We start from the raw sequence: 13166 nt of genomic DNA, 5'->3' as shown, positions 1-13166 counted from the left end.
GGGCCGGCGCCCCGCGCCGCCGCCCCCCCCGCCCCCCACCCCCCCCCCCCCCCCCCCCCCCCCGCCCCCCCCCCCCCCCGCGCCCACCGGCACCAAGGTGATCCCCCGCATTTTCGTGGGGGGTTTGGGGGGCGCTGTGCCCCGGATGCTGTGAACAAAAAGGAGAACCGGGATGGTCTTCTCGTCCAACGTGTTCCTGTTCCTGTTCTTGCCGGTTTTCCTCGGCTTGTACTACCTGAGCGGGAACCGCTATCGCAACCTGCTGTTGCTGGTGGCCAGCTACATCTTCTACGCCTGGTGGCGGGTAGACTTCCTGGCGCTGTTCGCAGGCGTCACCCTGTGGAATTACTGGATCGGTCTGAAAGTCGGCGCTGCCGGCGTGCGCACCAAGCCGGCCCAGCGCTGGCTGCTGCTGGGCGTGGGCGTGGACCTGGCGATCCTCGGCTACTTCAAGTACGCCAACTTCGGCGTCGACAGCCTCAACGCGATGATCAGCTCGTTCGGCCTTGAGCCGTTCATCCTCACCCACGTGCTGCTGCCGATCGGTATCTCGTTCTACATCTTCGAGTCGATCAGCTACATCATCGACGTGTACCGCGGCGACACCCCGGCCACGCGCAACCTGATCGACTTCGCCGCGTTCGTGGCGATCTTCCCGCACCTGATCGCCGGCCCCGTGCTGCGCTTCAAGGACTTGGTCGATCAGTTCAACAACCGCACCCACACCCTGGACAAGTTCTCCGAAGGCTGCACCCGCTTCATGCAGGGCTTCATCAAGAAAGTGTTCATCGCCGACACCCTGGCGGTGGTCGCCGACCACTGCTTCGCCCTGCAGAACCCCACCACCGGCGATGCCTGGCTGGGCGCGCTGGCCTACACCGCGCAGCTGTACTTCGACTTCTCCGGCTACAGCGACATGGCCATCGGCCTGGGCCTGATGATGGGCTTTCGCTTCATGGAGAACTTCAAGCAGCCCTACATCAGCCAGTCGATCACCGAGTTCTGGCGGCGCTGGCACATCAGCCTGTCGACCTGGCTGCGCGACTACCTGTACATCACCCTGGGCGGCAACCGCGGCGGCACCTTCGCCACCTACCGCAACCTGTTCCTGACCATGCTGCTGGGCGGCCTGTGGCACGGCGCCAACTTCACCTACATCATCTGGGGCGCCTGGCACGGCATGTGGCTGGCGATCGAACGCGCGCTGGGCATCGACACCAACCCGCAGCGCTTCAACCCGGTCAAATGGGCCTTCACCTTCCTGCTGGTGGTCGTCGGCTGGGTGATCTTCCGCGCCGAAAACCTCGAAGTAGCCGGCCGTATGTACGGCGCCATGTTCAGCTTCGGCCAGTGGCAGCTGTCGGAACTCAACCGCGCCCAACTCACCGGCCTGCAGGTGGCCACGCTGATCGTCGCCTACCTGACCCTGGCGTTCTTCGGCCTGCGCGACTTCTACCGCAACGCAACGCCACCGGCCGCCCCGCGCATTCCGGCGCAAGTACATGGCGACGGCACGCTGAGCCTGGACTGGAGCCGGGTCATGACCCGCGCCCTGGTGCTGCTGCTGTTCGTGGCCTCGATCCTCAAGCTTTCGGCGCAGAGCTACTCGCCGTTCCTGTACTTCCAGTTCTGAGGTGGATGACATGAACCGCACACTTCGCATCACCTATTCGCTGTCGTTCCTCGGTCTGCTGGTGGGCCTGGGCGCCTGGTCGGTCGGGGGCCTGGAGAGCTTCAACCGTACCGGGCAGATGACCCTGCTCGACGGCAAGCTGGCCAAGGCCGCCGAAACCCACTACGACGAACAGTTCCCGATCAAGCGCCTGGGCACCAACCTCTGGGCCGCACTGGACTTCAAGCTGTTCAACGAAGGCCGCCCCGGTGTGGTGCTGGGCCGCGACCAGTGGCTGTTCAGCGATGAGGAATTCAACCCCACCGCCAACGCCGACCAACTGATGCAGGACAACCTGGCGCTGATCCGCGGCGTGCGCGACACCCTGCAGCGCCAGAACATCGAGCTGGTACTGGCGATCGTGCCGGCCAAGGCACGGGTCTATGCCGAGTACCTGGGCAAGGAGACGCCCGCCAGCCTGCACGGCGAGTTGTTCAACCAGTTCCACGCCCAGGCGCGCCAGGCCAACGTGTTCGCCCCCGACCTGCTCGCCCCACTGGAGCAGGCCAAGGCCCGTGGCCAGGTATTCCTGCGCACCGACACGCACTGGACGCCAATGGGCGCCGAAGTGGTTGCCCAGTCCATCGCCGAAGGCGTCAAGCGCCAGCAACTGCTCGACAGCCAACCCCAGGCCTACATCACCGAGGCGGGCAAGACTGCGCCATACAAAGGCGACCTGACCAACTTCCTGCCGCTCGACCCGCTGTTCAGCAACCTGCTGCCAACCCCGGACAACCTGCAGCAGCGCACCACTCGCCCGGCGCAAGCCGAGGGCGACGACGGCGATGCGCTGTTCGCCGACAGCGCCATCCCGGTGGCACTGGTGGGCACCAGCTACAGCGCCAACCCGCACTGGAACTTCCTCGGCGCCCTGCAACAGGCGCTGCACAGCGACGTCGCCAACTATGCCGAGGACGGCCACGGCCCGCTCCTGCCGATGCTCAAGTACCTGCAGAGCGACGCCTTCAAGAACACCCCGCCACAGGTCGTGGTGTGGGAGTTCCCCGAGCGCTATCTGCCAATGAATAACGACCTCAGCAGCTTCGATCCGCAGTGGATCGCGCAACTGAAGAACACCCGTAAATCCGAAGAAAACCTGGCCCTTTCGTCCAACCGGACGGACCACTGAAAGAGAGGAACACGCACATGACTCACAAGCCATCCATCGCCAAAGCCCTCACCCTCGCGGCCGGCCTTTCCCTGGCATCGCTGCAGGCCTTCGCCGGTGCCGACGCCGCACTCTATGGCCCTAGCGCCCCGAAAGGCTCGACCTTCGTGCGCCTGTACAACGCAAGCTCCGCGCCCACCGCGGCCTCGGTCGGCAATACCCAGATCAAGCAGGTCGGTGCCCAGGCCAGCAGCGACTTCAGCTTCCTGCCTGGCGGCGACTACACCGCCCAGGTCGGCGGCAAGAGCGTGCCGGTCAAGCTGGCCTCGGACAAGTACTACACCCTGGTCAACAACAACGGCGGCAACCCGCAACTGATCGAGGAGCCACCGTTCAAGAACAAGCAGAAAGCGCTGGTGCGCGTGCAGAACCTCAGCGACCAGTCGCTGACCCTCAAGACCGCCGACGGCAAGACCGAAGTGGTCAAGCCGGTGGCCGCCAAGGGTCGCGGCGAGCGCGAAATCAATCCGGTCAAGGTCAACCTGGCCCTGTTCGACGGCAACAAGAAAGTCAGCGACGTCAAACCCGTCGCCCTGGAGCGCGGCGAAGCGGCCGTGCTGTATGTCACCGGTTCCGGCAACAGCTTGTCGCCGGTGTGGGTAACTCGCCCCGTGGCTAGCAACTGAACCCCCCTGCCTCTAAACGACTATTGGAGAAACATGATGATCCCGGTAATTCTTTCTGGTGGTAGCGGTTCGCGTCTGTGGCCTCTGTCGCGCAAGCAGTTCCCCAAGCAGTTCCTGGCGTTGACCGGCGAACACACCCTGTTCCAGCAGACCCTCCAGCGCCTGGTGTTCGAGGGCATGGATACCCCCATCGTGGTCTGCAACAAGGACCACAAGTTCATCGTCCAGGAGCAGTTGGCGGGCCTGAAGCTCGAAACCCAGGCCATTCTCATGGAGCCCTTCGGGCGCAACACCGCGCCAGCGGTGGCAATGGCCGCCATGAAACTGGTCAACGAGGGCCGCGACGAGCTGATGCTGGTGCTGCCCGCCGACCACGTGATCGAGGACCAGAAAGCCCTGCAACGCGCCCTGGCCCTGGCCACCGTGGCGGCCGAGCGCGGCGAGATGGTGCTGTTCGGCGTGCCGGCGACCAAGCCCGAGACCGGCTACGGCTACATCCGCTCCAGCCAGGACGCCCTGCTGCCAGAGGGTGTGGCGCGGGTCGCGCAGTTCGTCGAAAAGCCCGATGAGAAACGCGCCAACGAGTTCGTCCGCGCTGGCGGTTACTTCTGGAACAGCGGCATGTTCCTGTTCCGCGCCAGCCGCTTCCTCGAAGAGCTGAAAAAGCACGACCCGGATATCTACGACACCTGCCTGCTGGCCCTGGAGCGCAGCGACGAAGAGGCCGACGTGCTGAGCATCGACGAAGCCACCTTCGCCTGCTGCCCGGACAACTCCATCGACTACGCGGTGATGGAAAAGACCCAGCGCGCCTGCGTGGTGCCGCTGTCGGCCGGCTGGAGCGACGTGGGCTGCTGGTCGTCGCTGTGGGATGTGCACGAGAAGGACGACAACGGCAACGTCACCAAGGGTGACGTGGTGGTGCAGGACAGCCACAACTGCATGATCCACGGCAACGGCAAACTGGTGTCGGTGATCGGCCTTGAGAACATCGTCGTGGTCGAGACCAAGGACGCAATGATGATTGCCCACAAGGACAAGGTCCAGGGCGTCAAGCAACTGGTCAACACCCTCGACCAGCAAGGCCGCAGCGAGACCCAGAACCACCTCGAGGTGTACCGTCCGTGGGGCTCCTACGACTCGGTGGACATGGGTGGACGCTTCCAGGTCAAGCACATCACCGTCAAGCCAGGCGCCAGCCTGTCGCTGCAGATGCACCACCACCGCGCCGAGCACTGGATCGTGGTCAGCGGCACCGCCGAGGTGACATGCGACGAGAACGTGTTCCTGCTCACCGAGAACCAGTCGACCTACATCCCGATTGCCTCGGTGCACCGCCTGCGCAATCCGGGCAAGATCCCGCTGGAGATCATCGAAGTGCAGTCCGGGAGCTACTTGGGCGAGGATGATATCGAGCGCTTCGAGGATGTGTACGGGCGTACTTCCACGCCGGTCGAACGTGGGGTTTCGGTGAAGACCATCGCGCAGTAACGGCAGCGCTTTCATCGCGGAACAAGTCACAGCGGCGGTTCGCCGCTGCGACGTGTTCCGCGATGGCGTTTTTGAGCCATGCGTCATTTCCCGCTACGATGATCGAACCGCCCAACCAAGGCCTGCACCCTCATGATCATCGGCGCCTTTCTCATCCTCACCTGGCTGGTCCTGCTACTGCGCTACCCGGCCAAGGCCCTGCCGATTTCCATGGCCGCCGTGTGCGGCCTGGGCCTGGTTGCGTTGTTCGTGGTCTGGCAGGACAGCCGCGAAGCCTCGCAACTGGCCCGTCTCGATCTGCGCCTGAGTTATGCGCCCGATCAATGCCCTGCCGACCGGGCCCTGCAAGTACGAATGAAAAACGGCAACAAGGTGCCGCTCACCGAGCTGCGCTGGCGGGTTGCCGCCTACACCCCGGGCGATACGGTCAACCTTGCCGAAAACACCTATGCCGCGCCGCGCTATCGTGGGCCCGGTGAGCTGCAGCCGGGTGCCGAATGGACAGACTGCCTGCCATTGCCACCGCTGCGTTCTGGCTATCGTGCGCAGACCCTGGAGTTTCGTGCCGAGCACCTGCAAGGTACATTTGCCAATTGACCGGGCGACCGCGTCGAGCTTTTTCGCGGGCTTGCCCGCCAAGAGGCCGGTGCAGACGCTGCACATCTCACCTGACAGCAGACCCTGACCATGCCCACCGTTCTTGTCACCGGTTGTTCCAGCGGCATCGGCCGCGCCCTGGCCGATACCTTCCGCGATGCCGGCCACCAGGTCTGGGCCACCGCCCGCAAGCCTGAAGATGTCGAGCGCCTCGCCAGCGCTGGCTTCGTCGCCCGGCAACTGGACGTCAACGACCCGCAGGCCCTGGCACGACTGGCCGAGGAATTGCCGGAACTCGACATCCTGATCAACAACGCCGGCTACGGCGCCATGGGCCCGCTGCTCGACGGCGGCGTCGAAGCCCTGCAGCGCCAGTTCGAAACCAATGTCTTCTCGCTGGTCGGCGTGACCCGCGCCCTGTTCCCGCTGCTGCGCCGCTCCAAAGGCCTGGTGGTGAACATCGGCAGCGTGTCCGGGGTCCTGGTCACGCCCTTCGCCGGGGCCTACTGTGCCTCGAAGGCCGCCGTGCATGCGCTGAGCGACGCCCTGCGCCTGGAGCTGGCACCGTTCGGGATCCGGGTGATGGAAGTGCAGCCCGGGGCGATCGCTTCGCAGTTCGCCAGCAATGCACAGCACGAAGCCGAGCAGGTACTGGTAGCGGATTCGCCGTGGTGGCCGTTGCGCGAACAGGTGCAGGCCAGGGCTCGCGCCTCGCAGGACAGGCCGACCCCAGCGGCGACCTTTGCCCAGGGATTGCTGGCAGCCACACGCAAGACGCCGACACCGGCGCTGGTGAGGCTGGGCAATGGCAGCACCGCCTTGCCGTTGATGGCACGGCTGCTGCCGCAGCGGTTGCTGGACAAGGTGTTGCGCAAGCGCTTCGGGTTGTTGCGGCCGCTTTGAAGCGGTGGTGGATTCTTCGCGGGCAAGCCCGCTCCCACAAGTACAGAATCGGTGCTGTCCGTCCTGTGGGAGCGGGCTTGCCCGCGAAGAATCCACCACCCGTCTCAAACCTTGTCGAACGCCTGCCAGCCGCCCCCAAGCGCCTTGTACAGCCCCACCAGCGCCTGCGATACGGCCGCCGAGCTGTCGATCCACTGCTCTTCGCTGGCCAACAGTGCCGACTGCACGGTCAGCACGTTGAGAAAGTCCACCGCCCCTTCCACGTACTGCCGCTGCGCCGTTTCCAGGGCAATGCGGTTCTGCCGCACCGCCTCGGCCAAATGGTCACGGCGCAGTTGGCTGGCGTTGTACAAGCGCAGCACATCGTCGATCTCATGCCAGGCACCGAGTACCACCTTGCGGTAGTTCAGCGCCGCCTCCTGCTGCTGCGCCTCACGCAACTGGAGCGTGCCTTTCAGGCGGCCGCCTTCGAAGATCGGCAACGACAACTGCGGCCCGAAGGCGAAGCGCCGCGAATCCCAGTTGCCGAAATCAGCCAGTTGCATCGATTGGAAGCCGGCACTCCCGGACAAGCGGATGCTGGGGTAGAAATCCGCCTTGGCCACGCCGATGCTCGCGGTGGCGGCATGCAGGCGGGCTTCTGCCTGGCGGATATCCGGGCGGCGCTCGGCCAGTTGCGAAGGCACGCCGATGGCGAACTTCTGCTCCGGCGCCGGCAACGTGCCAACGTCCAGCAACGTGGTCTGCAGGCTGCGCGGCGGCTCGGCCGCCAGCAGGCTCAGGGTATTGATCAGGTCATCGCGACGCGCCTGCAAGGTTGGCAGGCGCGCTTCGATGGACGCCACCTGGGCATTGGCCTGGGCCACGTCGAGGCGAGTGGCGACACCCTCGGCCTGGCGGTCCTCGGACAACTTCAGGCTGTGCCGGGCAACCTTCAGGTTATCCTCGGTGACCTGCAGGGTGTGCTGCACCGCGCGCAACTGGATGTAGTCACCCGCAGTCTCGGCGAGCAGCGCCAGCAGCACGCCATTGCGGTCATTCTCGGCCACCTCGACACTGGCATCGGCCGCCTCGACCTGGCGCCGCACCCGCCCCCAGAAGTCCAACTCCCAACCCGCTACAAGATCGCCCTGCCACAGATTGAAGGCCGACTTGCCCGCCTTGCCAGATGGGTCGCTCAGCCCTTCGGCGCTGTTGCGCGCACGGCTGTAGCCAGCGTTGACATCCACCGACGGCAGCTCGTCGGCTGCGACGGTACTGCGCAGCGCCCGGCTCTGCAGCAGGCGTGCGCTGGCGATCTGCAGATCGAGGTTGCGCGCTGCGACCTGCTCGATCAGCGCACTCAGGCGCGGGTCATGAAAGCTGTCCCACCAGCGCAGTTGCAGCGGCTCTGCCACAGGCTGGCTCGCCGCCTGCTCGCCCTGCAGGGCGTTCCACTGCTGCGGCGCCTGGCTGTCGGGGCGCTGGAAATCCGGGCCGAGGGTGCAGCCGGCCAACAGCGCGGCGAGCAGCATTGTGGAAGCGGCTGCCGCAATGGCTGGATGGGCTTTCATCGCGCAGTCACCTCTTTGCCAGCCAGGGTGTCGCCCTGGGTATCGATGGTCGCCTCCACCGACATGCCCACACGAAGACGCTCGAGCAAAGGCTGCCCATCATCGAAGACGATCCTCACCGGAATCCGCTGCACCACCTTGGTGAAGTTGCCGGTCGCGTTGTCCGGCTTCACCGCGGCGAAGGTGACGCCGGTGGCCGGCGCGATGCTCTCGACATGCCCGTGCAGGGTCTCGCCGGAGAAGGTATCGACACTGATGCGCACGGGTTGGCCCGGCTGCACATGGGTCAGTTGGGTTTCCTGGAAGTTGCCGACCACATAGGCCTGTTGCAGTGGCACCACCGACAGCAGCCGCGCGCCTGGATTGACGTAGGCGCCAACACGCAGCGCGCGTTCGCCGACCATGCCGTCCACCGGCGCGGTGATGCGGGTGTAGGAGAGGTCCAGCTCGGCTTTTTCCACGCCGGCTTCGGCGCGCTTGAGTTGGCCATCGGCACTGGCGACCTGGGCTTGGAGGATGTCCACCTGCTTGCGCGTGGCCACCAGTGCCGCCTGGGTGTTGGCCAGCCGCGCGCGGGCCTGGTCGACGCGGCTGCGCGCCTGCTGGGCGTTCTGCACGGTGCCGGCGCCCTGCTCGGCCAGGCGGCTGTAGCGCGTCACTTCATGGTCGGCGAAACCGGCCTCGGCCTGCGCCGCCTTCACCGCGGCCTCGGCCTGGGCGATCAGCGCCGCCTGGCGCTCGAGGGTGGCGCGGGCATCGATGGCCTGCGCCTTGGCCACCAGCAATTGGGCCTGGGCGGCATCCAGTGCGGCCTGGTAGTCGCGAGCGTCGATGGTCGCCAGCAACTGGCCGGCCTTGACCTGCTGGTTGTCCTCGACCAGCACCTGCTTGATGAAGCCTGCCACCTTCGGCGCGACCACGGTGTAGTCGGCGGTGACGTAGGCGTCGTTGGTGCTCTGGCGGTGGTCGCTGCCGAACATCCAGGGGCCGACGATGGCGGCGAGGACGGCCACGGCGAGTACCGAGCCGATGAAAACTGTCTTGCGTGCTTGGGTCATGTCATTTGTCTCGAACTACAGGGTCAGGCCACCGCACGGGGCGGATAGACCCGGGTAGGCACAAAGGGAATCAGGCAGATCAGGGCCACGGCGATGCAGGCCATCACCAGGTAAAGGTCGGCCGAGGTCAGTACCAGGGCCTGTTCGTGAAGGCGCCTGGCCAGGTTCGCCGCGCCATCGTCCAGCAGTGGCGCATTGCCCAGGCTGTCGACCAGATGGTTGGAATGAAAATGCCTGCGCAGGGTGCCCAGGGCATCGAGCAGACCGGTAGCGATCACCGCCGCCAGGCCCTTCACGGTGTTGAACCAGGCGGACGCGAACGGGCCTTCCTGCGGGGTCATGCCGTTGGTCGAAAGCATCAGCAGCGGCAGCACCGCCATCGGCTGGCCGAACACCTGCAACAGGTAGTACGGGTAGAAATCACCGCGGATCCATTCGCTGGTGAGCAGGCTGCTGCCCACGCACGAGGCCGCCAGCATCGCCAGCCCGCTCGCCAGTACCCAGCGGCAGTCCACCGCGCGGATATTGCACAGCGCTGCGGTGAGCGGCAGCGCGATCAGTTGCGGCATGGCCACCAGCATCATCAGCGGGCTGGTCTGCGCCGGGCGATAGCCCTGGATCTGCGCCAGGTACGCCGAAGGAATGCTACCTACGCCGGAAAGCACGACCAGCACGCCGGCCAGGGTCACCAGGGCGAAGCTCAGGTTGCGCCGCGACAACATGCGCAACTGGAAGAACGGCAAGGGCTCGGACCATTCGTTGTACATGAACAGCACCAGCAACAGCAGGCCACCGCCCAGCAGCCAGCAGATCAAGGGCGAATCGAACCAGCCCCAACGATCGCCCAGCGACAGGCCCAGCACGATACTGCTGATGGCCGGCAACCCCAGCAGCACGCCACGCCAGTCGAACTGCCGGAAGCGCTCCAGGCGCAGCGGGTCCTGCGGCAGGCCCCAACCGACGCAGAAAATCGCCAGTGCCGAGGGCAGGATGATCTGCCAGAACGCCCACTGCCAGCCGACATATTCGGTCCACAGGCCCGCCAGTGGCGTGCCGAGGTTGGGCCCGAACGTGGCGGTCAGGGCATAGCAGGCCAGGCCATAGACCTTGATGTTCGGCGGCAGGAAGCGCAGCGCCACGCTCATCAGCATCGGCGGCAATGCCCCCGAGGCAAAGCCCTGGAGCACGCGCAGCAGCATCAGGCTATGCAGGTTGGGGGCCAAGGGCTGGACCAGGCCCAGCACGGCGAACAGGCCAATGGCGGTCATTGTGAAGCGGCGCAGCGAGAAGGTGGTGGCCAGCCAAGGTGCGAAGGCCATGGCCGACACCGATGCAGCGGCATACACCGCCACCAGCCAGGCCCCCTCGTCGGCGCCGATGCCCATGGCGCCGCGGATATCGGCCAGGGAAATCTTCGTCACCGCCTCGTTGAGCCCGGCGCAAAGCACCGCCAGTAACACACCGAACAACCCCACCACCACGCGCAGGCCGAATGGCGTCTGCGCGGGCGCAGCAGCCACCGGGGCGGCAGCGAGTGCAGCGGCGGGTGCGCTCAGGGAACTCATTTCTAGACATCTCCAGCAACATTTTTCAGCTGTGGGAAGTCTAGGGGTGGGGAATGCTTACGAAAACTGACTTGTTGGCAGTTTTATATTGCGCCAGACGCAATCCGCTTTCACTCCGGCCTCAAGGCTCGGTCCCGCAACACGCCTTCAATGTCCGCCGCAGCCACCGATGCGCCGGGTCATTGTCGAACCGTGGATGCCAGGCCTGCATCACCCGCACCTTCTCCAACTCCACCGGAATCTCGAACGAGCGCAGCGGCAGCCCGAACTTCAGCACATTGCCGAGGATATTCGCCGGCATCGGCAGGATGAGGTCGGAATCCGGCAGGGAGAACATCGCCGAGTGGAAACTCGGGGTGATCAGCGACACCCGCCGCTGCAGTTTGTAGTTGCCCAGCTCCACGTCGATCGGCCCGTTGGCCCGCCCGCGCCGCGACACGCTGATCTGTGGATAGCGGGCAAAGCGCTCGGGGGTGATCGGCGCGTCGAAGATCGGATGGTCGTCCCGCGCCAGGCCCACGAAGTGCGTATCGAACAGATGCTGCACCTTGATCTCCGGCCCCAGTTCGATGCTCGAACTCACCACCAGGTCGATCTGCCCGTGGCGCAGCACGAGGTCGTCATCGCCATGGGCTTCCGGCACGAAACGCAGCACCGTGCGCGGTGCCTCGGCCAGCATCATGTGCAGCAGGCGCGCGCCATACAGGGCGACGAACAGGTCGTTGGTGCGGATGTTGAAAGCGCGCTCCAGGTTCGGCAGGTCGACGTCCTCGCCGCTATTGAACACCAGCCCGGCCTGCTCGACCAGCGCCCGCACCTGGTCACGCAGGGCCAGCGCGCGGGGTGTCGGCACCAGGCCGCGCCCGGCACGCACCAGAATCGGGTCGCCCAGCGCGTCGCGGATGCGCCCCAGTGTGCGGCTCATCGCCGCTGGGCTCAGGTTCATGCGCTGCGCAGCGCCCACCACACTGCCCTCGTCGAGCAGGGCATCGAGGGCGACAAGCAGGTTCATGTCCGGGAGTTGCATGGCCGGTTTCCGTGGCGAGTGTGGGAAACGCGATGGTAGCAGGTCGCACGATTGCGTCTGGTGCAATGACGCCGTGCGTGGGGGGCCATTTATCCAGGTTGGGGGAAGGTTCGAGAATGGTGGGGTTCTTTTCGCGGGCAAGCCCGCGAAAAGATCGACACCGCTCACCCGCCCTGACATAAGGCCCCGCCAATGCCCATCCTCATCGCCATCGACGCCTCCCCCGCCAGCGCCCCCCTGATCGACCTCGCCCGCCGCTACTGCCGCCCCGGCGAACATCCATTGCAGGTACTGCTGGCCATCGACCCGACCTTCGCCGTGCACGAGCGCCCGGCGTCCTATACCGAGCAGGAACTGGAGGAATACCCCGCCGCCTGCGAGGAGCAGCAACTGGCCGAACGCGCCCTGCAACAAGCCGTGGCCACGCTGCGCGAAGCGGGTTTCCAATGCCAGGGTTGCATGGTCGCTGCGCAACCGGTCGAGGCCATCGTCGACAAGACCCGGGAACTGGGCTGCGAGCTGATCATCATGGGCCACCGGCACCTGTCGCGCCTCGGCAGGCTGCTGGACCCGTCGATCAGCAGCAAGGTGATCGACCGGGTACAGGTGCCAGTGCTGGTCTGCCCGGCAGGCGAGTGACCCTCACGCCCCGCCCGGCCTGACCACCACCGTGCAGGTCGTGCCAGCGGCCAGCAGGTAGCCTTCGGGCACTTCATCGATATGAATCCGCACCGGCACCCGCTGCGCCAGGCGCACCCAGTTGAAGGTCGGGTTCACATCGGCGACCAGCTCGCGGCTCTGCGGGTTGTCACGGTCATAGATACCGCGGGCGATGCTCTCGACATGCCCTTTGAGCAACTCGCCGCTCATCATCTGCAGCTCGGCCTGGTCCCCCACCTTCACATGCGGCAGCTTGGTCTCCTCGAAGAAGCCGTACACCCAGAACGAATGCTCGTCCACCACCGCCATCACCGCCTCGCCGGTGCGGGCGTAATCGCCCTTGTGGATGTTCAGGTTGGTGACGTAGCCGTCGACCGTGGCGACGATCTCGGTGCGCTTGAGGTTCAGCTCGGCCGCTGCCAGTTGTGCCTGGGCCTGCTGATAGTCGGCCAGGGCGGCGTTGGCGATATTGCTGGCGTCGTCGCGGTTCTCCTTGGAGATGACCAGGTTGTCCAGGTCGGCACGGCGCCGTGCGTTGACCTTGCGCATCTCCCAGGTGGACTTGCGCGAAGCGACCAGCGCCCGGGCCTGCTCCACGGCCAGGCGATAGTGCTCGGGGTCGATGCGGATCAGCACATCGCCCTTCTTCACCTGCTGGTTGTCACGCACCGGCACGTCCACCACATAGCCCGGCACATCGGCCGCGACGTTGATGATGTCGGCGCGCACGCGACCGTCGCGGGTCCAGGGCGTGGTCATGTAGTGCAGCCACAACTGGCGGCCGATCACCACGGCAGCGGTCAGCACCAGCAGGGTGGCGAGGAGGCTGAAGAACTTTTTCATCGA

12 protein-coding genes are annotated in these 13166 nt (G+C 65.6%); 7 read left to right on the top strand and 5 right to left on the bottom strand.

The window, feature by feature from the left end:
- Positions 1-172 precede the first annotated feature (172 nt).
- The 6 genes from ACNFHO_RS23100 (at position 173) to ACNFHO_RS23075 (ending at position 6457) form a co-directional block, all read left to right on the top strand.
- Complete coding sequence (locus ACNFHO_RS23100; protein ID WP_416767461.1) at positions 173-1633, top strand: MBOAT family O-acyltransferase; 1461 nt, start codon at positions 173-175, stop codon at positions 1631-1633.
- A 10-nt stretch (positions 1634-1643) separates the two neighbouring features.
- On the top strand, positions 1644-2801 hold the full coding sequence (locus ACNFHO_RS23095) for an alginate O-acetyltransferase (RefSeq protein WP_416767460.1): 1158 nt from the start codon (positions 1644-1646) through the stop codon (positions 2799-2801).
- Between the two features lie 17 nt (positions 2802-2818).
- Positions 2819-3466 carry an alginate O-acetyltransferase AlgF gene (locus tag ACNFHO_RS23090; protein ID WP_054894909.1) on the top strand — a complete coding sequence of 216 codons (648 nt, stop codon included), beginning with the start codon at positions 2819-2821 and terminating at the stop codon, positions 3464-3466.
- Positions 3467-3502: 36 nt separating this feature from the next.
- Positions 3503-4957 carry a mannose-1-phosphate guanylyltransferase/mannose-6-phosphate isomerase gene (locus ACNFHO_RS23085; RefSeq protein ID WP_054894908.1) on the top strand — a complete coding sequence of 485 codons (1455 nt, stop codon included), beginning with the start codon at positions 3503-3505 and terminating at the stop codon, positions 4955-4957.
- A gap of 132 nt (positions 4958-5089) precedes the next feature.
- Complete coding sequence (locus tag ACNFHO_RS23080; RefSeq protein ID WP_063546041.1) at positions 5090-5554, top strand: hypothetical protein; 465 nt, start codon at positions 5090-5092, stop codon at positions 5552-5554.
- A gap of 90 nt (positions 5555-5644) precedes the next feature.
- Positions 5645-6457 carry an SDR family oxidoreductase gene (locus ACNFHO_RS23075; protein ID WP_125931471.1) on the top strand — a complete coding sequence of 271 codons (813 nt, stop codon included), beginning with the start codon at positions 5645-5647 and terminating at the stop codon, positions 6455-6457.
- A gap of 104 nt (positions 6458-6561) precedes the next feature.
- On the opposite strand, the gene ACNFHO_RS23070 is transcribed toward ACNFHO_RS23075, so the two are convergent.
- The 4 genes from ACNFHO_RS23070 to ACNFHO_RS23055 all read right to left on the bottom strand — a co-directional run bounded on the left by ACNFHO_RS23070 (position 6562) and on the right by ACNFHO_RS23055 (position 11660).
- Positions 6562-8010 carry an efflux transporter outer membrane subunit gene (locus tag ACNFHO_RS23070; protein WP_416767459.1) on the bottom strand — a complete coding sequence of 483 codons (1449 nt, stop codon included), beginning with the start codon at positions 8008-8010 and terminating at the stop codon, positions 6562-6564.
- Positions 8007-9068, bottom strand: coding sequence for an HlyD family secretion protein (locus ACNFHO_RS23065; protein WP_063546044.1), 1062 nt, complete (start codon positions 9066-9068; stop codon positions 8007-8009). The genes ACNFHO_RS23070 and ACNFHO_RS23065 overlap by 4 nt, the downstream gene beginning before the upstream one ends.
- 23 nt (positions 9069-9091) lie before the next feature.
- On the bottom strand, positions 9092-10633 hold the full coding sequence (locus tag ACNFHO_RS23060) for an MFS transporter (RefSeq protein ID WP_054894903.1): 1542 nt from the start codon (positions 10631-10633) through the stop codon (positions 9092-9094).
- Positions 10634-10754: 121 nt separating this feature from the next.
- Positions 10755-11660: a LysR family transcriptional regulator gene (locus ACNFHO_RS23055; protein WP_416767458.1), complete on the bottom strand. Its 906-nt coding sequence runs from the start codon at positions 11658-11660 to the stop codon at positions 10755-10757.
- Positions 11661-11852: 192 nt separating this feature from the next.
- On the opposite strand from ACNFHO_RS23055, the gene ACNFHO_RS23050 reads away from it, so the two are divergent.
- A complete protein-coding gene (locus tag ACNFHO_RS23050) occupies positions 11853-12299 on the top strand; it encodes a universal stress protein (protein WP_054894901.1) in 447 nt (148 codons plus the stop codon).
- A gap of 3 nt (positions 12300-12302) precedes the next feature.
- Here ACNFHO_RS23050 and ACNFHO_RS23045 read toward each other — a convergent pair whose 3' ends face one another.
- Complete coding sequence (locus tag ACNFHO_RS23045; RefSeq protein ID WP_063546047.1) at positions 12303-13163, bottom strand: HlyD family secretion protein; 861 nt, start codon at positions 13161-13163, stop codon at positions 12303-12305.
- Positions 13164-13166 lie beyond the last annotated feature (3 nt).

The organism is Pseudomonas sp. NY15374, from assembly GCF_048068255.1.
Lineage (GTDB): Bacteria > Pseudomonadota > Gammaproteobacteria > Pseudomonadales > Pseudomonadaceae > Aquipseudomonas > Aquipseudomonas machongensis.
Note: the sequence above shows the minus strand (reverse complement) of the source record. Positions and strands in the feature narration are given on the sequence as shown.